Source organism: Nocardia sp. NPDC051463, assembly GCF_040681975.1.
Lineage (GTDB): Bacteria > Actinomycetota > Actinomycetes > Mycobacteriales > Mycobacteriaceae > Nocardia.
Map to the genome: position 1 here is coordinate 45625 of NZ_JBFBAB010000023.1, position 21448 is coordinate 67072.

General features: G+C 66.4%; 22 protein-coding genes. 12 read left to right on the plus strand and 10 right to left on the minus strand.

All coding sequences use genetic code 11. The features are described from left to right. Window positions 1–4: 4 nt before the first annotated feature. Complete coding sequence (locus AB0M74_RS25705) at window positions 5–1033, minus strand: beta-ketoacyl-ACP synthase III (protein WP_366528847.1); 1029 nt, start codon at window positions 1031–1033, stop codon at window positions 5–7. 225 nt (window positions 1034–1258) lie between these two features. Between AB0M74_RS25705 and AB0M74_RS25710 the strand changes: the two genes are divergently transcribed. The 5 genes from AB0M74_RS25710 (at window position 1259) to AB0M74_RS25730 (ending at window position 5638) form a co-directional block, all read left to right on the plus strand. Next, window positions 1259–1525 (plus strand): GlsB/YeaQ/YmgE family stress response membrane protein, encoded by a 267-nt coding sequence (locus AB0M74_RS25710; RefSeq protein ID WP_366528848.1) that lies wholly within the window; start codon window positions 1259–1261, stop codon window positions 1523–1525. 173 nt (window positions 1526–1698) lie between these two features. Beyond that, window positions 1699–2430, plus strand: a complete 732-nt coding sequence (locus AB0M74_RS25715; protein WP_366528849.1) for a phosphatidylserine decarboxylase — start codon at window positions 1699–1701, stop codon at window positions 2428–2430. Then, window positions 2427–3329: a phosphatidylcholine/phosphatidylserine synthase gene (locus AB0M74_RS25720; RefSeq protein ID WP_366528850.1), complete on the plus strand. Its 903-nt coding sequence runs from the start codon at window positions 2427–2429 to the stop codon at window positions 3327–3329. Before AB0M74_RS25715 ends, AB0M74_RS25720 begins: the two co-directional genes overlap by 4 nt. Before the next feature lie 216 nt (window positions 3330–3545). Then, a complete protein-coding gene (locus AB0M74_RS25725) occupies window positions 3546–4430 on the plus strand; it encodes an RNA polymerase sigma-70 factor (protein ID WP_366528851.1) in 885 nt (294 codons plus the stop codon). Window positions 4431–4543: 113 nt separating this feature from the next. After that, window positions 4544–5638, plus strand: a complete 1095-nt coding sequence (locus tag AB0M74_RS25730) for an FAD-dependent oxidoreductase (RefSeq protein WP_366528852.1) — start codon at window positions 4544–4546, stop codon at window positions 5636–5638. A 115-nt stretch (window positions 5639–5753) separates the two neighbouring features. Here the strand turns inward: AB0M74_RS25730 and AB0M74_RS25735 are convergent, their stop codons facing one another. Beyond that, on the minus strand, window positions 5754–6563 hold the full coding sequence (locus tag AB0M74_RS25735) for a hypothetical protein (protein ID WP_366528853.1): 810 nt from the start codon (window positions 6561–6563) through the stop codon (window positions 5754–5756). 570 nt (window positions 6564–7133) lie between these two features. Here AB0M74_RS25735 and AB0M74_RS25740 point away from each other — a divergent pair. Then, window positions 7134–7862 carry a Clp protease N-terminal domain-containing protein gene (locus AB0M74_RS25740; protein WP_366528854.1) on the plus strand — a complete coding sequence of 243 codons (729 nt, stop codon included), beginning with the start codon at window positions 7134–7136 and terminating at the stop codon, window positions 7860–7862. Between the two features lie 268 nt (window positions 7863–8130). Here the strand turns inward: AB0M74_RS25740 and AB0M74_RS25745 are convergent, their stop codons facing one another. Both AB0M74_RS25745 and AB0M74_RS25750 read right to left on the minus strand, forming a co-directional pair. Next, window positions 8131–10230: an NAD(+) synthase gene (locus tag AB0M74_RS25745; RefSeq protein WP_366528855.1), complete on the minus strand. Its 2100-nt coding sequence runs from the start codon at window positions 10228–10230 to the stop codon at window positions 8131–8133. Between the two features lie 31 nt (window positions 10231–10261). After that, on the minus strand, window positions 10262–10936 hold the full coding sequence (locus AB0M74_RS25750) for a suppressor of fused domain protein (protein ID WP_366528856.1): 675 nt from the start codon (window positions 10934–10936) through the stop codon (window positions 10262–10264). Between the two features lie 196 nt (window positions 10937–11132). Between AB0M74_RS25750 and AB0M74_RS25755 the strand changes: the two genes are divergently transcribed. Together AB0M74_RS25755 and groL are read left to right on the plus strand one after the other, a co-directional pair. Further along, window positions 11133–11426, plus strand: a complete 294-nt coding sequence (locus AB0M74_RS25755; protein WP_328406807.1) for a hypothetical protein — start codon at window positions 11133–11135, stop codon at window positions 11424–11426. A gap of 219 nt (window positions 11427–11645) precedes the next feature. Next, window positions 11646–13271, plus strand: a complete 1626-nt coding sequence (gene groL / locus AB0M74_RS25760; protein ID WP_366528857.1) for a chaperonin GroEL — start codon at window positions 11646–11648, stop codon at window positions 13269–13271. A gap of 102 nt (window positions 13272–13373) precedes the next feature. On the opposite strand, the gene AB0M74_RS25765 is transcribed toward groL, so the two are convergent. From AB0M74_RS25765 to AB0M74_RS25775, 3 genes are all read right to left on the minus strand, one after another. Further along, window positions 13374–14486, minus strand: a complete 1113-nt coding sequence (locus tag AB0M74_RS25765; RefSeq protein WP_366528858.1) for a DUF6585 family protein — start codon at window positions 14484–14486, stop codon at window positions 13374–13376. A gap of 82 nt (window positions 14487–14568) precedes the next feature. Beyond that, the gene (locus tag AB0M74_RS25770) at window positions 14569–15870 is read right to left on the minus strand and encodes a PepSY-associated TM helix domain-containing protein (RefSeq protein ID WP_366528859.1); all 1302 of its coding nucleotides are present in this window, start codon (window positions 15868–15870) and stop codon (window positions 14569–14571) included. Window positions 15871–16000: 130 nt separating this feature from the next. After that, complete coding sequence (locus AB0M74_RS25775; RefSeq protein WP_366528860.1) at window positions 16001–17026, minus strand: superoxide dismutase; 1026 nt, start codon at window positions 17024–17026, stop codon at window positions 16001–16003. Between the two features lie 124 nt (window positions 17027–17150). Between AB0M74_RS25775 and AB0M74_RS25780 the strand changes: the two genes are divergently transcribed. Further along, window positions 17151–17594, plus strand: coding sequence for a MarR family transcriptional regulator (locus tag AB0M74_RS25780; protein ID WP_366528861.1), 444 nt, complete (start codon window positions 17151–17153; stop codon window positions 17592–17594). Between the two features lie 30 nt (window positions 17595–17624). On the opposite strand, the gene AB0M74_RS25785 is transcribed toward AB0M74_RS25780, so the two are convergent. Both AB0M74_RS25785 and AB0M74_RS25790 read right to left on the minus strand, forming a co-directional pair. Further along, complete coding sequence (locus AB0M74_RS25785) at window positions 17625–18155, minus strand: YceI family protein (RefSeq protein WP_366528862.1); 531 nt, start codon at window positions 18153–18155, stop codon at window positions 17625–17627. Beyond that, window positions 18080–19258 (minus strand): MFS transporter, encoded by a 1179-nt coding sequence (locus AB0M74_RS25790; RefSeq protein WP_366528863.1) that lies wholly within the window; start codon window positions 19256–19258, stop codon window positions 18080–18082. The genes AB0M74_RS25785 and AB0M74_RS25790 overlap by 76 nt, the downstream gene beginning before the upstream one ends. Before the next feature lie 46 nt (window positions 19259–19304). On the opposite strand from AB0M74_RS25790, the gene AB0M74_RS25795 reads away from it, so the two are divergent. The 3 genes from AB0M74_RS25795 (at window position 19305) to AB0M74_RS25805 (ending at window position 20578) form a co-directional block, all read left to right on the plus strand. Next, entirely contained in the window at window positions 19305–19625 is a 321-nt protein-coding gene (locus tag AB0M74_RS25795; protein WP_366528864.1) for a helix-turn-helix transcriptional regulator, read from the plus strand. A gap of 157 nt (window positions 19626–19782) precedes the next feature. Then, complete coding sequence (locus AB0M74_RS25800) at window positions 19783–20130, plus strand: helix-turn-helix domain-containing protein (protein ID WP_366528865.1); 348 nt, start codon at window positions 19783–19785, stop codon at window positions 20128–20130. Between the two features lie 10 nt (window positions 20131–20140). Continuing rightward, the gene (locus tag AB0M74_RS25805; protein WP_366528866.1) at window positions 20141–20578 is read left to right on the plus strand and encodes a nitroreductase/quinone reductase family protein; all 438 of its coding nucleotides are present in this window, start codon (window positions 20141–20143) and stop codon (window positions 20576–20578) included. Here the strand turns inward: AB0M74_RS25805 and AB0M74_RS25810 are convergent. Continuing rightward, window positions 20575–21435: an alpha/beta fold hydrolase gene (locus AB0M74_RS25810; protein WP_366528867.1), complete on the minus strand. Its 861-nt coding sequence runs from the start codon at window positions 21433–21435 to the stop codon at window positions 20575–20577. The two genes, AB0M74_RS25805 and AB0M74_RS25810, sit on opposite strands and share 4 nt — an antisense overlap. Window positions 21436–21448: the final 13 nt, after the last annotated feature.

Genomic DNA, 21448 nt, shown 5'->3' on the forward strand with positions numbered 1-21448 from the left:
GTGACTACTGCCATTTCGGCAGTGTGACCACCTGTGCCGCGTAGGAAAGCCCCGCGCCGAAGGCGATGAGAAGCGCGGTATCGCCCGGCTTCGACTCACCGGTGCGCAGCAGTGCCTCCATAGCGAGCGGGATCGAGGCCGCCGAGGTATTCCCGGTCTCTTCGATGTCGTTGGCCAGCGCGCAATTCTCCGGCAATTTCAGCACGCGGGCCATGATCTCGATGATTCGGCCGTTGGCCTGGTGGGGAATCATCGCGTCCAGATCGTCGGTGGACAGCCCCGCCCGATCGATGGCGTCACGGCAGACCTTCTCCAAGGAATGCGCCGCCCAGCGGAATACCGCGGTGCCTTCCATCGCCATGTAGGGCCGGACCGCGTCCAGCCCCTTCTCCTCGATCTCGGCGAAGAACTCCATCCAGTCCTTGTCCTGCCGGATCGCGTGATGCTGGGTGCCGTCCGAACCCCACACCGTCGGACCGATCCCGACGGTGTCCGACGGTCCGACCACCACGGCGCCCGCACCGTCGGCGAACAGGAATGCGGTGGAGCGGTCGGTCGGATTGACAGTGTTGGTCAGTTTCTCGACACCGATCACCAGCACGTGGTTCGCGGTGCCGCCGCGCACCAGATCCGAGGCGAGCGCCAGCGCGTGACAGAACCCCGCACAACCGGCGGAGACGTCGAAGGCCGCCGCGCCGTTCATGCCGAGCTCGGTAGCGATGCGTGGCGCGGCCGCCGGGGTGAGCAGCAGATGGGTGGACGTAGCAACGATCACGCAGTCGACATGGTCGACCGCGACCCCTGCGGATTCGAGCGCGTCGCGGGCAGCCGCGACGCTCATGCTCTGGATCGTTTCCGTTTCCGAAGCGAACCGTCGGGTCTTGATGCCCGACCTGGTCCTGATCCACTCGTCGCTGGAGTCGATCGGACCCGCTACCTCATCGTTTGTGACGATCCTGGCCGGGCGGTATACGCCGAGCCCGAGGATCGCCGTGTGCTCTGCCCCGGTGTACTGGGCGATTCGAGCAGCCATTATGCGTCTCCTATGTACCTGCGGCGGCGCCGCCGGGTTGTACCCCGAAGCATGTAAATGAGTTCCTCATCAGCAAACTACCTACGTGCCCGTAGACATGAGGCCCCCTCATATTAGCCCTAGGATCGCTACGCGCTAGTGCGTATTCTCACATTCGGCGGGTATACCCTCGGAGCACGCCTTTTGCTGTTGGCGGCATGCCCCAACTAGTGATTCGAGGACAACATGCTGGGACTCGGGATTATCGGCTGGATCATCATCGGCGGACTCGCCGGCTGGATCGCCAGCAAGATCATGAAGACGGATGAACAGCAGGGCATCCTCCTCAACATCGTGGTCGGTGTCGTGGGAGGGCTACTGGGCGGATTCCTGCTGAAGCTGCTCGGTGTCGACGTCGAGGGCGGCGGCCTCTGGTTCAGCTTCTTCACCTGCCTCGGCGGTGCGGCCATTCTGTTGTTCTTGGTGAAGCTGGTCACCGGCCGTCGGGCCTGAATCCGGCAACACCTGCCACAGGCTCCTATGCTCGGAAGTGTCTCGTCTTCGCTGGGCCCGGTGCGGGCTGTGGCCGGACGTTGTCCGGCTACGTCGATTAGGGTGTGATCGCTTGCGCTCGACCTATTGTTGAGGGGCGCATTCCATCTGTATCGAGCACGAAAGAGGAGCCTGTGGCCCGCCGCCCCACCCCGCCCGGCACGCCCGAAACCACCGGAGTCGGCCATGTCGTCGATCTGGTTCGGGCCGCGATTCCCCCGCTGCACCCCGCCGGCCTGCCGTTTGTGGCCGCGCCGCTCGCGGTGGCGCTCCTCGGTGGGCGTCGCAAATGGGTGCGCCGGAGCGGACTATTCGCCGCGGCGGCCTGCGCCACATTCTTCCGGCACCCGAACCGGGTGCCGCCGAATCGGGCGGGCGTCGTCGTCGCGCCCGCCGACGGTGAGGTCGCGCTCGTCGACACCGCTGCTCCGCCACCGGAGTTGGGCCTCGGCGACCAGCCGCTGCCCCGGGTGAGCATCTTCCTCTCGGTGCTCGACGTGCATGTGCAGCGCACGCCGGTCTCCGGCATCGTCCGCGCGGTTTCGCATCAGCCCGGTCAGTTCCGCTCGGCCGATCTGCCAGAGGCCAGCTCGGTGAACGAGCGCAACAGCATGGTCCTGGAGACCTCGGACGGCAGGCAGGTCGTCGTCGTGCAGATCGCCGGCCTGCTCGCCCGCCGCATCGTGTGCGATGCGAAGGTCGGTGACGTGCTGACCATCGGCGACACCTACGGGCTGATCCGCTTCGGCTCGCGCGTCGACACCTACTTCCCGGCGGGCACCGAGTTACTTGTCGAGCCGGGACAGCGCACCATCGGGGCTGAGACCGTCCTGGCGGTGTTGGGCTCATCAGTCGCCGAGTCATGATGGAGCACGCCGTGGTCAAACCTCGGCGTAGCCGCTCGATCCGGCTGCTGCCGAGTATTGTGACGATCCTGGCGCTGTGCGCCGGATTGTCCGCGGTGAAATTCGCCTTGGACGGCAAGCTCAGCACCTCGCTCGCCATGGTCGGCGCCGCGGCGGTGCTCGACACTCTCGACGGGCGGCTGGCCCGCATGCTCGACGCCACCAGCAAGATGGGCGCGGAGCTCGATTCGCTGTCGGACGCCATCTCTTTCGGCGTCGCGCCCGCCCTGGTGCTGTACATCGCGCTACTGGACAGCAACAGCGCAGGCTGGATCGTCGCGCTGATGTACGCGGTGAGCATCGTGCTGCGGCTGGCCCGGTTCAACACCCTGATGGACGACGACACTCGCCCGGATTGGTCGCGCGAATACTTCGTCGGCGTGCCCGCGCCCGCGGGCGCGCTCATCGCGCTGGTGCCGATCGCGTTGTTCGTGCAGTTCGGTGACGGCTGGTGGGTCGGCTTCTACGAGGTCGCGCTGTGGACCCTGTGCGCTGCCGCGCTGTCGGTCAGCACGATCCCGACGTTGGCGATGAAGTCGGTGTCGGTGGCGCCGCAGGCCGCCGCGGGCCTGCTGGTGTTGGTCGCGGTCGCCGCGGCGGCGCTGGTCACCTATCCGATCGTGCTGCTGCTGGTGTTGGTCGCGCTGTACCTCGGTCATATCCCGTTCGCCTGGCACTCGCAGCGCTGGGTCGCCGCACGACCGGAGACCTGGGAGCACAAGCCCGCCGAACGCCGTGCTCAGCGCCGTGCTCAGCGGCGCATGCCCGCGATCCGCCGTCCGGCTATCCGGGTGTCCAGCGCCCGCTTGCGCCTGCGCAGGCCGGGCGGCAGGCAGCGGCACGACGACATGCCACGCTGATCTGATCGTTCCGGCGGTCCGCGGGTTTCCCGCCAGGATTTCTCCAGCCTCGGCGAGCAGGTTGCCGAGGTATGAGCACGCACGCTGCCCACCGGCAACCACGCTCGGCCCGTGCGTTCCCGGCGGCGCTCACCCACCACTGGCGGTGAGCGTTCTCGGGTCCGGTCGAGCGCAAGCGGTAGCGTCTTCCCCGGGCGGCAGAGCGCGGAAGAAGGTGTGGTGGAACCGGATGGATTGCGCCGATTCCAGGCGCATCGACCGCGGCTGTTCGCGCTCGCCTATCGGATGCTCGGATCGGCGAGTGAGGCCGAGGACGCGGTGCAGGAGATATACCTGCGCTGGGATGGCACCGACCGCGGCGTCATTCGGTCCGCGGAAGCCTGGCTGACCACCGCGGTCGTGAATCTGTGTCGCAGCTGGCTGCTTTCGGCGCGAGCGCGCAGGGAGAGCTATGTCGGGCCGTGGCTGCCCGAGCCGGTGCCGACCGCGGCCGGTGAGCTGGGTCCGCTGGAGTCGGTCGAGGAGCGCGAGCTGGTTTCGCTGGCGTTGTTGACCGCAATGGAGCGGTTGAGCCCGGTCGAGCGGGCGGTCTTCGTACTGCGCGAGGCGTTCGGCTATGCCCACCGGGAGATCGCCGACATGCTCACGCTGACCGAGGCCAATTCGCAGCAGATCTTCCGTCGGGCCGGCCTGCGGGTGCGGGAAGGGCGATCGCGCTTCGATGTGCCCTCCGATCATGCCCGCGAGCTGATCGAGCGATTCCTGAAGGCCGCGCGCAACGGCGATGTAGCGGCGCTGGAGCGGATGCTCGCCACCGATGCCACCTCGACGGCCGACGGCGGCGGTCTCGTCAACACCGCGCGGCGTCCGATCGTCGGCGCGAACAATGTCGCGCGCTACCTGGTCGGTCTGTTCCGCTGGGAGGTGCCCGGTGTGGAGATCGTGGTGCGAGAGCTCAACGGTTCGCCCGCGGTTGTCGCCTGGGTGGCGGGCAATCCGCTGCTCGTCGTCGACATGGACACCGCGGGCGATACGGTGACCGCGCTGCGGTTGATCGTGAATCCCGAGAAACTGGCCTACCTCGGTCGCGTCGGTGGTTGAGCCTCGCGAGCCAGGGACAATGTCGGTGTGATGCGGCTCTTGCCCGGCAACTGTCATGGAGCGGTAGCCGGTTTGGTCTGAAGGGTGTCGGCCTGTCGAAAAGGAGCCACATCATGACCGGACAGCATCGAATTGTCGTACTCGGCGCCGGATACGCGGGGTTGGCCGCGGCCCGCCGCTTCGCGAGCACAGCGCGGGACGCGCGGATCACCGTCGTCGACCGACGCGCCAGTTATGTCGAGCGAGTACGACTGCATCAGCAAGCCGCCGGGCAGCGAATTCCGGAATGGGATCTGCGAGAGTTGTTGGCCGCCAAGGGGATACAATTCGTTCAGGGTTGGGTGATGGCGATCGACGCCGACGCGCGGCGGGTGATCTCGGACGGCGCGCCCGCTCTCGACTACGACACGCTCGTCTACGCGCGCGGCAGCAAGGCCGACGCGGCTGGTGTGCCAGGTGTCGCCGAATATGCCTTCTCGGTAGGCACTCCGGAGGACGCGATCCAGCTGTTCCAGCAGGCCGATACGGCGCGGATGATCGTGGTCGGCGGCGGCGCGACCGGTATCGAGCTGGCCGCGGAAGTGGTGGAGTCCGAACCGGATTCGCGCGTGCTGCTCCTCAGCTCGGAGGAACCCGGTGCGTGGATGTCGCAGCGCGCGCGGGCCCATGTGCGGCGGGTGCTCGAGCGGCTCGGGGTCGAAATCCGGTCGAATGCCAAGGTGATCGAGGTATCGGCCGAGGGAGTCCGGTTGGCCGATGGTGAGTTGATCGAGTCCACGGCGACGGTGTGGACCACCGGGTTCGGTATGCCGGATCTCGCGCGAAGTTCCGGCATCGCGGTAGCCGCCGATGGTCGAATTCTGACCGACCCGACCCTGCGCTCGGTCTCACATCCTGATGTCTATGCGGCAGGTGACAGCGCGGTTGTCGGCGGCCCCGGCGATCGGGAGCTGCGAATGGCCTGCGCGACCGCATTGCCGACCGGCAAGTACGCGGCGGATACCGTCGTCGCGCGGATGCGGGGTCGCGACCCGCGAAAACTGCGGTTCCGGTATGTGTTCCAGTGCCTCAGCCTCGGCCGCCACGACGGACTCATCCAGTTCCTGCACGCCGACGACACTCCGGGACGCACCATGCTGACAGGTCGTGCGGCCGCGTGGTTCAAGGAACAGGTCGTGCGTGGCGCCGGACGAGCCGCTCGCCCCTGAGTGTCGGCACGGCCGCCGCAAGGTGGTCGAGCCGGAGCGGCTCCGATAAGACATCATCGGGAGAACATGTCCTGTCTACCAAGGTCTTTCGACTGTGCTGAGCGGGTGCTCGTGGTCAGACGTGGCAGTGCACGTTGACCAGGAGCGTATCGCCAGGCAAGGCTGTCAGGTAGCGGTCGATGTGGTCGTAGCCGGCGGTCAGCTCCGGCTTGTGCGGGCAGTCGGCAGGGCTGTGACAGGCGCCGTGGATCCCCGAATATCCGTCCTCGTACCACCAGCCCTCCAACGACAGGAGGTTGCGCGAGGGGAGGGCATCTTCCACCGCGCTCGCGACGAATTCCTCCCGGCCGAGGGACCCGACAGTGACGATGGGGTCTGTACGCAAGAACGCCCACGAGTAGCGGTCGGTAGGCAGCGTCTGCCGGTAGTCCTCGAAAGCTCGAACAAGAGGCTGGCCGTAGTAGTCCGCTGATGCCTGCTCCGACGAATATGTCCCCGGATCAACCTGTTGGCGAGCGTGGTAGAACTCCGATCGTCGGGGCGCCGGCAGTTCCGCGGCCAGTTTTCGCCACTGTCGCCAGGCCGCTTCCGCCAACTCGGCTGCTTCTTCCTGCGACGCCGAGAAATCGAGAAGCTCGCGGGGCCCGCCCGCGCACCATCCGAAGGCGTTGGGAGTCGTCGTGGAGTCGGTCAGCCAACGGCTCGGAAACTCATGGATCAGCCTGGAGTCTCGTTCATGGCCGGGCAGAACGTTGAACCCGCCGCCGTGCACGGTGCCGCCCGTGATGCGCCAAGCATCCCAAATGTCGAGCTCGTCGCCACGCGTGTAGTCGATCTCGAAGGGTGCCATCGCGTCAGCAACCGCCGCCTCCACCCGCACGGCCTCATGCGCTGGGAGACACACCGTGATACTCATACCGGCCATGGCGACATTCGATCACTTCACCGGCACTGCAGCACAATGAATTTCAGCCCGCAGCTCAGGAAGCGAACCCGAGCTGGGCGCACGCGTGTCCGGACCCGACCAAACGCACAGTGGTGCCGCACCTCGCGCGTCCTATAGCACTACCTAGGACCCGGTGTCACCCCCCTCAATTCGGCCTGCTCGTATGCCTCCGACGTTATGGATGTGTGGATGACGGACGCGCTCGGAGGGCAGCGTAGTTGGCCAGTCGATTTTTTCAGATCCGAGTAGAGCGTCGCCTGAGTCGACTCGAAATATGTTGTTGTACAGGCCATTAGGTCAGTCTCGTTGAATTTTCGGCGCGTTGCCTGTCCCGCGAGTTCGTCACCGCGATGTCGGGGCTCTCGTCACAGCCTGCCAGTGTCGGTCATCGGCCCGGTGAAGCTGGGAGGGACTTTTACGTCACTGGACCACACCTGCCGTATCGGTGGCGCGCGCGAGATGTTCCGGTACGGCGTGGGCGTGTCACCCACCGGACAACATCGTCAACGAAGGGTTGACGATCCTCATTCGTCAACCTATGGTTGACGAATGGCGAACAACATACGGCTCGACGATCTGATCGAGGGCATCAAGAAGGCGCGGCCCGACGACGTGCTGGAACAACTCTCCGACGCGGTGGTCACCGCGGGACACCTCGGCGAAGTGGCCGATCACCTGATCGGCCACTTCGTAGACCAAGCCCGTCGCTCCGGCGCGTCGTGGACCGATATCGGCGCCAGCATGGGCGTCACCAAGCAGGCCGCCCAGAAGCGGTTCGTGCCCAAGGCGCCCGGTGCGGCGGAGGACGCTGCCGGCATGGACCCCAGCGCCGGCTTCGCCAGATTCACCCCGCGGGCGCGGGCGGTGGTGGTGGGCTCGCAGGAAGCCGCACGCGCGGCGGGCAATGACCAGATCGGCATCGAACACCTGATTCTCGGGCTGCTGTCGGAACCCGAGGGGCTCGGTGCGAAGGAGATCCTTGTGCACGGCGGTTCGCTGGAGACCGTCCGCGAGGCCGCGACGGCGGGCCTACCGGCTCGGGTGGACGAGGTGCCCGTGCTGATCCCATTCGGCCCGGACGCGAAGAAGGTGCTCGAACTGACCTTCCGTGAGGCACTCCGGCTCGGCCACAACTACGTCGGCACCGAGCACATCCTGCTCGCACTGCTGGAGCAGGAGAACGGCCTCGGCCTGCTCGCCGGTGTCGGCGTCTATAAGCCCCAGGTGGAAACCCATCTGGTCGAACTGCTTTCGGTGATCGCCACCGAGCAGCCATGACAAGGGGATGGGCGGACATCCACGGTGACCGGATGACCGTCCGTCCGGTGCGGGTTCGGTCTCGCAGCCGAATCAGCCAGGTGCTGACGGGATTCCGTGCGGCCTTCGGCGCCCGTGCCGGGCAGGCACGGGTCCGGCGTAAGTCGTCGGCTCGGCGTCGTCGAGTGGCCGCCGGGCACGAGCTATCGCGGCGAGGGCGGGCGAACGGTCTCCCGGACGTCCCTCGGGGCAACACCGCGGGTACATATCTGCGGGCCGGCTGAAGTTATCAGCGGTCGGGCACGTTGCGGGCGAGTTCGTCGAGCCAGGCGGCGGCCGAGGCATCGCTGGGAGCGCGCCAGTCACCGCGCGGGGACAATGAGCCGCCCGAACCGACCTTGGGGGCGTTCGGCAGCGTCGAGCGTTTGAACTGGCTGGTCTGGATGAAGCGGCGCAGGAATTCCGCGAGCCAGTGTTTGATGGTCGGCAGGTCGTAGGCGTTGCGCTGGTCGGCGGGGATGAGATCGGGCCAGCTGCCGCGAGCGGTGTCCGACCAGGCCTGCCACGCCAGGTAGGCGATGCGGCTCGGGCGGTAGCCGAAGCGCAGCAGGTTGTAGAGGTGGAGGTCCTGCAATTCGTACGGGCCGACGGTGGCCTCGGAACTCTGACCGGGCCCGGTCGCGTCGGAATCGGTGGTGGGAATCAATTCCGGCGAGATCTCGGTCTGCAGGATCGATGCGAGCACCTCGCCCGCTTCGGCACCGAACTGATCGGTGTCCACCGACCAGGCGATCAGGTATTTGATCAGCGTCTTGGGCACCGAGGCGTTCACGCTGTAGTGCGCCATATGATCGCCGACGCCGAAAGTGCACCAGCCCAGCGCGAGCTCGCTGAGATCGCCGGTGCCGACAACGAGCGCGTTGTGCTGATTGGCCAGGCGGAACAGATGTGCGGTCCGCTCGCCTGCCTGCACGTTCTCATAGGTGATGTCGTACTGCGGAACGCCTTCGGCGGCAGGGTGATTGAGGTCGCGCAGCATCTGGGTGGCCGAGGGCCGGATGTCGATCTCCTGCGCGCTCACCCCGAGTGCGCGCATCAGCCGGTGTGCGTCGTTGCGCGTGCGTGCCCCGGTGGCGAAGCCGGGCATGGTGTAGGCGAGCACATTGGTCCGCGGCAACCCGAGTCGGTCCATGGTCTTGGCCGCCACGATCAGCGCCTGAGTGGAGTCGAGTCCGCCGGAGACCCCGATGACGACACGCTGAATTCCGGTGGCCCGCAAGCGGGTGCTCAGACCCTCCACCTGGATGTGGTGCACCTCGGCGCAGCGCTCGTTGCGTGCGGTCGGGTCGGCGGGAACGTAGGGGAAGCGTGGAATTTCGCGTCGCAGCTCGACGGCGGTGGTGGGCACCGGCACCTCGATTTCGATGCGCCGTAGCCGAACCAGCTGGTCGCGATGGTCGTGCACATTGTCGGCGAAACTGGTGGTGCGCAATCGATCCGCAGTGAGCCGCGGTAGGTCGAGGTCGGCGGTGATCAACTGCGGATGGTCGGCGAACCGCTCACCTTCGGCAAGCAGATCGCCGTTCTCGCACACCAGTGCCTGTCCGTCCCACGCCATATCGGTTGTCGATTCGCCGTGTCCCGCAGCCGAATACAGGTAGGCGGCCAGATAGCGCGCCGAGTGCGAGGTACACAGCGCTCGCCGATAGTCCGCCTTGCCGATGACGATATTGCTGGCCGAGAGGTTGACGAGCACAGTCGCACCCGCCAGTGCCGCGAACCCGCTCGGCGGCAGCGGCACCCAGCCGTCCTCGCAGATCTCCAGATGAAAGACGAACCCGTCGAGGTTGGTCGCGGCGAACAGTAGATCGGCTCCGAACGGCACCCGCCGACCCGCGATCGTGATCTGGTCTGCCAAGTTCTCCCGCGCCGCCGCGAACTGTCGCTTCTCGTAGAACTCGCGATAGTTCGGCAGATAACTCTTGGGTGCCGCGCCGAGCACAACACCCCCGCTCACCGCGATCGCGCAGTTGAACAGCCTGCCCTGGGTCCGGACCGGTGCCCCGACCACCAGTACCGTGTCGATGTCCGCGCTCGCCGCGATCAGGCGAGCCAGCGCGGTGTCCACCGCATCGGTCAGCGCATCCTGATGGAACAGGTCGTCGCAGGTATAGGAGGACAGTCCGAGCTCGGGAAACACCGTCAGCACCGCGCCTGTGTCAGCTGCTCGGCGCGCGAGCAGCAGCGTCTCGTCGACGTTGTAGGCAGGGTCGGCGACCCGCACTCGCGGCACCGCGACCGCCACCCGCGCGAACCCGTGTCGGTAGAGCGATTCGAACGCCAGATCGGGCATCGCGTCCCCCTTCGGGGTCGAGTCGAACGTGATCATGCTCCGCCGCGAAATCTACCCCCGGCCGCGGCTACTGCCTGCCGCGCAGCCCGCCGCCCCAACGCGGCCAGTCCACCTTCGGCGGCGGTTCGGTGATCAGCGGTTCGCGTTCGATATCGGTGACGAACAGCGGCAGCCGCGGCTCTAGCTCGGCAAGCAGGGTGAGCAGGTTCCCGCCCTGCGCGGCCCGGTACTCGGGCATGGTCAGCCCTACGATCTGTAGGAACTGGAGCCTGCCGTTCGGGGTGTCGATGCCGCCGAGTTCCGGGTCGACGGCGAATCCGACGGCGTGCACGGTCGAGTCCGTGCGGTCTGCGGCAATGGGCCCGTTCGACTTGATGGTGTGGCCGGTCTCGAACCACTTGCCCGACTGGAAGACGTAGCGGGCGAGGTTCTGCATGAAGTCGCCGGGCCACACCGGTGGCGCGGTATCGGTGGGCAGGCGTACCAGCCGGAAGGTGAATTCGAATCCCCAGCCCGATTCGGCGGGGTTGTCCCACTCCTTCTCGTACAGCTCGCTCATGCCATAGCTGAGGTAGTGCCAGTGTGGGACCGGGTCGGTGCGCGGATACACGCTGATGCCGTCGAGCGGATCGGGACCGCCGAGCGACCAGGGCAGTTCCGACGCCCAATGGGCGGGTTCGGCGCCGTCGTACAACTGTGCGAGGGCGCCGTCGATGGCGTCCCAGCCCGGTGCTTCACTCACCTCGCCACTCTAGTTCCGCGTCGTCCACCCGGCGCGTCGCGCGCAATCGGAAGGCGTTGGTGGCCAGCGGTTTGCGGTCGGCTTCGGACAGTGGGCCGGGCGACCTGGGCTTTCTTGCGCGCGCCTTGCCTCGGGCACGGCGCGCCGACGCACGATCGGGACGGCGGTCAAGATCGACGGCCGCTAAGCTATAGCAATGGCGGATGACACGGATTCCGACCTAGTGGCAGGGGAGCGGCGCGCTGACCTGATACATGCGCTGTCCTACGTGTCCACCGAGTCGGGGCCGGACGGCGAGTACATCGTCAACGGCGATCTTCCCCCGGAGGTGGCACCGCCATTCATCCGAGCTGTCATGCGGGTCGAGGCAGAGTTGTTGTTGCACGATGCCGAGCTCGTCACGGTCGAGGGCGGGGAGCCGCGCACGCCCGAGGAGCGTCGCACCGACGCCTTCGTGGCATTGGTGCTGCGCGTCGACGACCGGGACTGAGCGGGGCGCTGTCGCCGTACCTTGCACTCGACACCCCTGAGTGCTAAAAAGGGCTTTGGCACTCTCTACCTGTGAGTGCCAGGTCGGGACGGTGAGACCGGGTTCCATCGACACCCCCGGTCGTCCGTCGCGGGCACCGAACCTGGCCAGCGTAAATGGGGCGATCCGACAAGCGGTCGCCCTGCGTGTCAGCCTCATTACTTGGAGGATCACTTCGCAATGGCCAAGATGATTGCGTTCGACGAAGAGGCCCGCCGCGGTCTCGAGCGGGGCCTCAACGCCCTCGCCGACGCGGTAAAGGTGACGCTCGGCCCCAAGGGTCGCAACGTCGTTCTGGAGAAGAAGTGGGGCGCCCCCACGATCACCAACGATGGTGTTTCCATCGCCAAGGAGATCGAGCTGGAGGACCCGTACGAGAAGATCGGCGCCGAGCTGGTCAAGGAAGTCGCCAAGAAGACCGATGACGTCGCAGGCGACGGCACCACCACCGCCACCGTGCTCGCCCAGGCGCTGGTGCGCGAGGGCCTGCGCAACGTCGCGGCCGGTGCCAACCCGCTCGGCCTGAAGCGTGGCATCGAGAAGGCCGTCGAGGCCGTCACCGTGCGCCTGCTCGACACCGCCAAGGAGATCGACACCAAGGAGCAGATCGCTGCGACCGCTGGTATCTCCGCAGGCGACTCGTCCATCGGTGAGCTGATCGCCGAGGCCATGGACAAGGTCGGCAAGGAAGGCGTCATCACCGTCGAGGAGAGCAACACCTTCGGTCTCCAGCTGGAGCTCACCGAGGGCATGCGCTTCGACAAGGGCTACATCTCGGGTTACTTCGTCACCGACCCGGAGCGTCAGGAAGCGGTCCTCGAGGATCCGTACCTCCTGCTCGTCGGCTCGAAGATCTCGACCGTCAAGGACCTGCTGCCGCTGCTGGAGAAGGTCATCCAGGCCGGCAAGCCGCTGCTGATCATCGCCGAGGATGTCGAGGGCGAAGCCCTCTCGACCCTGGTGGTCAACAAGATCCGCGGCACCTTCAAGTCCGTCGCCGTCAAGGCGCCCGGCTTCGGTGACCGTCGCAAGGCTCAGCTCGCCGACATCGCCATCCTCACCGGTGGCGAGGTCATCAGCGAAGAGGTCGGCCTCTCGCTGGAGACCGCGGGCATCGAGCTGCTCGGCCAGGCCCGCAAGGTCGTCATCACCAAGGACGAGACCACCATCGTCGAGGGCGCGGGCGACGCGGAGGCCATCAAGGGCCGCGTTGCGCAGATCCGCACCGAGATCGAGAACTCGGACTCGGACTACGACCGTGAGAAGCTGCAGGAACGTCTGGCCAAGCTGGCCGGCGGTGTTGCGGTCATCAAGGCCGGTGCCGCGACCGAGGTCGAGCTCAAGGAGCGCAAGCACCGCATCGAAGACGCCGTGCGCAACGCCAAGGCTGCTGTCGAAGAGGGCATCGTCGCCGGTGGTGGCGTGGCTCTGCTGCAGTCGGCTCCTGCTCTCGACGACCTGAAGCTCGACGGCGACGAGGCGACCGGTGCGAACATCGTGCGTGTCGCGCTGTCGGCGCCGCTGAAGCAGATCGCCTTCAACGCGGGCCTCGAGCCCGGCGTTGTCGCCGAGAAGGTCTCCAACCTGCCCGCAGGCCATGGCCTCAACGCCGACTCCGGCGTGTACGAGGACCTGCTTGCCGCCGGTGTCGCCGACCCGGTGAAGGTCACCCGCTCCGCGCTGCAGAACGCGGCGTCCATCGCGGCTCTGTTCCTCACCACCGAGGCCGTCGTCGCCGACAAGCCGGAGAAGGCCGCCGCTCCCGCCGGCGACCCGACCGGTGGCATGGGCGGCATGGACTTCTGAGTCCAGCCTCCCGGCAACACCTTCAGAAACCGGAAGCCGGCCACCCTCGGGTGGCCGGCTTCCGGCGTTTCGGCATCGGTCGGTGTAGCGATCGGGTGTGCGTTACTTGGACGCGGTGCTCAGGTCTACCGGGTCCCGGTCGTCGCGCGCGGTGCCTGCCGCGGGCTTATTCTTCGAGCCCTTGTTCGGATTGCGCACCGCGCCGGTGGCATCGGGCTCTGCATCGTCGGAGACATCCGGAGTGTGGGATGGTTCCTGCTCGGCAATCGGCGCGGCATCGGTCGCTTCGACTGTCGCGGCAGTGGGCGGGTCGACTTGTGCGGCTGTGGCCTCCGCGCTCGGAGCCGCGGCGGCGGCCGGTTCCACAGTGATCGATCCGGTTGCCGCTAATTCGTCGGCGGCGGCCTGGCGCAGCCGTTCGGCGAGTTCGTTGAAGATGTAGAAGTTCGGGATCTTGCCGACGGGAGTGAGCGATACCCAGTTGCCGTCGACCTTCATACGGACCAATCCGCTACGGGCGTCGATCAATTGGATCTGCTCCCACGCGAAGATCTTGTCGCGGAAGATGAGTGCCCCCAGGTGCAGGCTGATCTCGCCGAAATTCACCGTCGCACCGTCGTCGATGGCGATGACCGCGCGGGGCAATTGGGTTGCGGTGATTGCGGACTGGATCGCCTTGGCCCATTCGCGCGCGTCACCGAACAGCCCGTCGTCGAATGCGGCCATGGTGTTGCCGGGGCCGGTCATCTCGAACGAGTAGTCCGAGGGCGCGGTGCTCTGGAACGGAATCACCTGCTGGCGTACTTCGGCGCTGTCCCAGCGGAATCCGGCGATCTGCTCGCCGGAGCGATACACGGTCATGCCGGAGTCGAAAAGGTCCAGGCGCGCGGCGCGGTTGTGCCGGTTGCGCCTGCCCCAGGCGAATGCCATCGACGCGGGGACGAGGGCAAGCATGCCGACCGCGATGCTGCCCGGGTACGCGCCGACCACCGCGCAGATGGCGCCGACCGTGACGAAGCCGCCCGCCACGATCCCGCAGCCGCGCACGAAGTTGTCTCTTGCAGGCGCCGCCGGTCGAAATGTCTGGCGGTGCGTGCCGAGCTTTTGGTATTCGGCCATCAAGTGGATCAGCTGCGTCAGTGGAACCTTTTGCACCGCGCTGGTTCCGGCTTCGCCTTGATTCACCGTGCTCGGAGTGGTCAATTGTCCCTCCATGACGCGTTTCCTCCGCGGCGAAGCGTATGTCACTCGACCAGAGGTCGCCACCCCAGTTTTGCTTGCCTGCGATCGGCCGAGCTTACGCCACCGGCGCGCCGCCGGCACGGAGGGTGCGGGCGTTTCGTCGGGTTCGTCGTTTGACCAGCCAGGTGGAGGTACCGGTGAGGGCGAGGGCCGCCGGCGTCAGGCCGAGCAGCAGCCAGATAATGCGCCACCAGCCGTTGACCAGCCACCCGAAGTGGGCGGGTCGGAAGATTTTGTCGTAGAACGTATTGGCCACCGGTCGGTCGTGACTGGAATCGACCACCTTGATGTCAGCACCGTCTCTGGCGTTGATGTAGACGAGGACATCGCCGCTGTAGAAGGCGCGGTGTTCGTAGGGTGAATAGGCGCCTGCTATCGAGGCCCGGTAGTAGTCGCCCTTTGCGCCGGGCAGCGTCAGGTAGGCGAGTCGGCCCGGTACCTGCTGGAGTGCGATGGTGCTCGCCTCGCCGATGGATACCGGTGGGCGCTGTGGTGCGGTCGGCCGCGGAGTGAAGGCGTCGTTGGGCATCTCGGTGACGGTGTCGCCGCCGGTGACGGCGAGCCAGGCCTTTTCCGCGGCGGGAAATTCGAAGGCGATACCGGTGATTGCCCACATGAGTAGGAAGGGGACGCCGAGGATGCCGATGACATTGTGCAGGTCGCGATCCCTGGCGAAGCGGCCTTTGTCGGTCCGGACGCGGAAACCGTGGCGCAAGCGCTTCAGTGAAGGCCACCACACGACAGCGCCGGACACCGCGAGCAGCACGAGCAGTACTCCGAGTACGCCGAGAATCAGGTAGGCCCACGTCACGTCGAGAATCGGCGCCTTGCCGTTCATGGCAGGGACCGCCCCCACGTAGCGGAGGCAGCCGAATGCGCAGTCGTGCAGGTTGACCAGCCAGCCGAGTACGCCGTCGGTGAGCCCGGCGCGTGCGTTGATCCGGCCGGTGCCGGGGTCCACCGCGTAGGCGGTGGTGAAGCCGCGGTCGCCGACGGCGATCACACCGCCGTCGGAGCCGACCCAGCCGATGTCGAAGTCCGGGTCGGCGGCGCGTATGAGGTCGACGGCCTGTTCGGTCGTGACAATCGGCGGGGCATCGGTCCGTTGATAGAACGACTCATGGCTCGCTCGAAAGAGTTCGCCGTGGTAGAGCAGGACCGCCCCGGTCGTGCATTGGATAACCAGCAGTAGGCCGAGCGTCAGTGCGGACCAACGATGGGTGCGGATCAGCATTCGCCGAATCGGCTTCCGGTTATGCCGACGCGGTCGGTTCGTGAGCGCGACCCGGGCGGCGGACTTCGAATGATCGCCGGTTGCCTCGAGGGCACTCGCGCGGCGCGAATCCACTCCTGTCATCAGGGCAGGCTAACCTAAATTCTTGTGCTGGGTAACCGTCGGTGTTCCTGGCGTTGGTGAACGTGCGACGGGCGAGAAACGACCGAAGACCGGCCGGTGCGATAGCGGACCGGCCCTCGGCGGGTGGTGATCAGATTCCGTCGACGGTCAGGACGGCGAACGGGGTAACGGGGGTGCCTGGACCCATCGGCCCGCCCTTGTCGAATTGTGAGGCGACGACCAGGGTCTGGTTACCCGCACGAACCAGGGTGGTGGGGATGCGCAGGGATTCGTCGGTGACGGAGTGCTCCAGGGTGGCGGTAGCGCCGTCGTCGGTGATCTTCCATCGGGTGATGGTGTTGGTGGTGTTCTGTGCGGCCCACATGGTGTCGCCGTGCAGTTCCAGGCCGTCGCCGTGCTTCAGATCGCCGCCGCGCATGGCGACTTTGCGGATCGGGTCGGGTGAATTCGGTGCTGTTGCGATGCGGTACAGGTCGCCTGCGGTCATATCGACGACCAGCAGGTAGCGACCGGAGTCGTCGGACACGATGCCGTTGAGGGTGATGGAGCCGGCGTTGTGTGATGCGATGCTGGAATTCATCTCGAATTGTGTTGTCAGGTCGGCTTTTCCGCCGTGTGCCGCAGCGTCGGCCAGTTGGGATTCGGTGACGCGGTAGACGACGGCGGACAGGCTGTCGGTCAGGTAGGCGGTGCCGTCCTGGGCGATCGCTACATCGTTGACCAGGTGCGAGCTGGGGGCGGTGACGTCGAAGCGGGCGATCAGGGCGCGGGTTCCGGTGTCGTAGACCGTGACGCCCATGGTCGAGTCGATTACCCACAGTCGTCCGGCTCGATCGACCTTCAAGCCATTGGCGGTCTTGCGGCCGTCGGTGCCCTCGGCCAGGAAGGTCTCGGCCCGGCGGGCGCCCGGTGCGGCGCGGTAGATCGCGCCGTTGGTGTACGAGCCGACATAGGTGTCGCCGTTGCGGGTGTCGATCGCGATGCCCTCGGGATATGCGCGATCGCTCGGCAATTCATAGGCGGTGCTGATTCGGGAGGCGGTGGCCTGGTCGGTGGCTTTCGCGGCATCGGTGGTCGTGCCGCAGGCGGCGACGGCGGTGAGTGCTATGGCGGTGGCGACGGTCGAAAAGTGGTGGCGGCGGATCGTGCGGGACATGGTCGTGCCTCTCATCGGTTCTATCAATCAGATGTATCCGCATCTGAGAATGAGCACGAATGTATATTAGAACTCTAATGATCGTCAAGACGCTAATGGCAGAACGGGCGGATATCATGCAGCCATGACGTCTATGCCCGCATCGGAGCGCATCGGATCCCCGATCAAGCGGGCTGAGCAGGCGCTCAGCGCGGCCAAGAACGCGGCATTGAAGCCCGCGGGCGTGACTGTGCCGCAGTACGCGGCCCTACTGTTCCTGGCGGAGAATCCCGGAATCTCGGCTGCCGCGCTCGCCCGCCTCTGTGGCGTCACCCCGCCGACCATGAATACGGTGCTGACCAACTTGCAGGACCGCGGCCTCGTGGAGCGGACACCACACGAATGGCACAAGAACGTGCTCGAGACTCGCCTCACCGAGAAGGGCGCGGCGGTCATGCGGGATGCCGACCTCAGGGCGGTGCGAGTCGAGCGCGCGCTGGCCGCGGGCTTCACGACGCAAGAGCGGGCAACCCTGATGGAGTTGCTCGATCGCTGCGCGGACCTGCTCGATTCGATACGACCGGAATAGCCGGACCCGCCGCCGAGCGGGCCCGGCTGCCTATCCCTGTTGTGGCGCAGCGCGCAGCAGCACAGTCGGATCGATCGTGATCAGTCGGCCGATCATGAATTGTGGTGCGTGGATACCGATCTCGCGCCGGTCGAGGGTCGTCTCGGCGATCGGCCGGACGCTGTCGCCGGCGCCCAGGACCAATCGCGTCACCGTCCAGACGGGACGAACCTGTCGCCCGCGCACCTCGGCGATGCCGGCGACGCGCCACTCACCATCGGTGCCGGTGATGTCGTCGGCGTCGAAGCTCATCCGCGGATGCCGATCCAGATCGGGCAGTCGTGGCTTGCGCAGATCCTTGTCGCGGCGTGCGTCGGCGGTGTCGATGTCACCGAGATCGACAGTGTCCGTGATCTTTTCGGCTGACCATCCGAACCGACGAGCAGCAAGCAGAGTGGTGGCCGATGCAGCGTCGGTGGTGGATCGGCCGATCGGATGTGGGCAGTTCAGACCGTTGCGGGGGCCCCGGCTTTTGTCGGTCCGGGCGTGCGGTCTGCGACAGTCATCGCCAACGCGGCACACGCGATGAGCGCGGAGACGAACGGCAGCCAGGACGCGCCGAACGAATCCAGTATCGCGCCACCGACAATGGAGCCGATCCCGCTGCCGAGGTAGATGGCGGAGCCGTTGAGGCCGAGGGCGACGGTGGGCGCGTCGGCGGCGATGCCGAAGAGACGAGTTTGCTGGGGAACCATGATGGTGGCACCGAACAGGCCGATGATGGCCAGGACCGTGAAGACGGTCCAGGCGGTGCTGATGGCGGGACCGAACAGGACCAAACCGACCGCTGTGCCGACGATGCCGACGATCAGCGTGCGCGACGGCCCGTAGCGGTCGACGGCACGGCCGGCCTGTGCGTTGCCGATGACCTGCCCGATGCCCATGGTGAGCAGTAGCCACGCGAGCAACTGCTGGGATACCGACGGCGCGACCACGACAGGCAGATAGACGAACGTAGTGAACGTTGCCGTCATGGCAGCCGTGGTGACCATCAGTACCCGCAGTACCGGTCGGCGCACGAGCACACTGATCCGTTCTCGCAGACCGGTTTTCGGGAGCGTGACCCGCCGCAGCAACAACACGAGCACTGCCGCGACGGCGCCCGCGGCGGCGATCGCCCACAGCACGCCACGCCAGCCGATCCAGCGTTCGACGAAGATGCCGATCGGTACGCCCGCGACACTGGACAGGGTGAGCCCGGTGGCGACCACCGACAGTGCTTTACCGCGGTTGGTGTCATCGGCGACCACGCCTGCGACGGCGAAGGCGTTGGCCTGGAATGCCGCCGCGCCCAACGCGGCCACGATGCGCGCCACCGCCATGATCGCGAACGTCTCGCCTGCGGCTTGGCCGATCATGCCGAGCACGAAAAGTACTGCGCCGCCGCCCAATAGCCAGCGTCGATCCCAGGATCCGGTGGCGGCCGCGATGAGTGGCGATGCGATGGCGTAGGTCCAGGAGAACATCGTGGTCAGCTGGCCCGCGGTGGCGACGGAGACGTTCAGGTCGGCGGCGATGAGCGGCAGCATGCCGTTGAGCACGAACAGGTCGGTCCCGAGCACGAAGGTACCGATGGCGAGTGGAATCAGAGACCGAACAATATTGTTCGATGATTGTCGAAGCATCTTAGTATGCTCAGATATGATTCGATTGTTGTCAAACGATCGGAGAATGGATTTGCGCCAGCTACCGCAGCCGAGCACCGCCGACCTGGACCTGGTCCGGGTGCTGAGCGCGCTCGCCGATCCGGTGCGGCTGGAGCTGGTCCGGGCACTCGCGGGAGTGCGTGAACCGCTCAGCTGTAGCGTCGACAAGTTCGATGTCGAGATCACCGCCGCGACGATGTCGCATCACTGGAAGGTGCTGCGGGACTCGGGCGTCACAACGACCTTCGTGTCCGGGCGCAACCGACTCGTCGAACTCCGGCGCGACGACCTCGCGGAGCGCTTCCCTGGGCTGTTGGACGCCGTACTCGCCGATACGGCCCGCTGAGACGGACATTTGTCCGACGAGAACGACATTCACGATCGCCCTCGGCTGACATCCGGATGGGAATGGCCGATGCCCTGCGCCACTGACATCCCGTGGGGCCGCGGCGCCGATCGGCGCCGAGACGGCGCGCTGTCAGCTGCGCGAGGTGCTGGATCGAGTGGGCGACAAATGGAGCGTGCTCGTGATGGCACTGCTCATCGACGGACCGAAGCGCTACTCCCAATTGCAGCGTTCGATCGAGGGCATCTCGCAGCGGATGCTCACCCTCACGCTGCGCAGCCTCGAACGCGACGGCATGTTCGAGCGAACAGTGACCCCCACCTCGCCACCTCGGGTGGACTATGCGCTGACTCCCGTCGGCGCCACGCTCTCCAAGCAGGTCGACGCGCTCATCGAGTGGTCAGAGAGGCACCGCGAGTACATGGCGGCCGCCTGCCTCCGATATGACGCGGCAATCGCGCAGGGGCATGACACTCCGAGCGCGGAAGCGCAGGCACGCGGATAGCATGAGGTGCGTGTCCAATGAGCAACGACAACAACTCAATCGGGAAATCATCGCGGAATTCCGCGCCAATGGCGGTGTCGTCGGCGGGCAGTTCGCGAACTTGAGTTTGCTACTGCTGACCACGACCGGCGCGCGCACCGGCGAGCAGCACATCTCACCGCTGGGCTATCTGCGCGACGGCGACCGGGTGGTGGTTTTCGCAGCCAACGGCGGTCGGCAGAACCGGCCGGGCTGGTATCACAATCTCGTGGCGAACCCCGAGGCCACCGTCGAGGTCGGCACTGAATCCTGGCGGGTGGTCGCGTCGATCGTCGAGGGCGCGGAGCGGAAGCGGTTGTGGGACAGCGAATTGGAGGTGGCGCCATTCCTCGCCGACTTCCAGAACGCGGTGCCGTGGGAGGTTCCGGTCTTGGCGCTCACCCCGGCCAACGGCAGTGCGGCAGGCTAACGATCGCGCAGCCACTTCTCGATCTGATCAACCGTACTGCGGCACTGACGAATCCAGCCGTTATGCCCCAGTGACTCCGGCTGATGCCAGGTCGTCACCTCGGCCTTGGGCATCTTCTCCAACAGGTGCGCGGCCGAGCTCGGCGGCGCGAGGTCATCGCCGGTCATTGTGATGGACAGGATCGGCAGCTTCAGTCTGCCGATCCGCTCCTCGTAATCGATATCCGCGCCGACCGGAACGAAGCGGCCCGTGCGCGACAGTCGGGCCCAGTCGGAGATCAGCACCTTCGACTGCCTGCCGAAGCCTCCGACCGAGATCCGGTCGCCCGGCCAGAAGCCCGCGATGTTGGCGGTCAACGAGATCGCGGTGGTGCCCATGAGCATCCCGGGCCCCGAAAGTCCACGGAAGCCACGGTGATACGGAGATCCGGAGGCGACCAGGATCAGCCCGCCGAGCCTGCCGCGGATCCGCGCGGCGTACAGCACCGCGAGCTGGCCACCCATGCTGTGACCGAGCAGGTACGGGGTGCTGGCAGGGAAGCGGTCGCGCACAACCTCGAAGATCGCCGGAAAATCGACGGAAGCCAGCTCGTGATAGCCGTAGGCGCTCGCGGAGCTCGGTCGCGGCCTGCTGTCGCCCTGGCCGCGCATTTCCCCGATCGCCACGTCGAACCCCCGCTCGGCCAATCCGGCGGCGAACAGTTCGTAATACCCGGCCGGGACGCCGAGCCCCGGGACCATCACCACGACCGGACGCGGCGCATCCGGGGTCACCGGATGGCTGTGCGCACCGCTCGCCGGGATCAGCCGCACCGGAACGACGCTGCCGTCCGGCATCTGGATGGGAACTGTCTCCATGCCGCGACGCTAC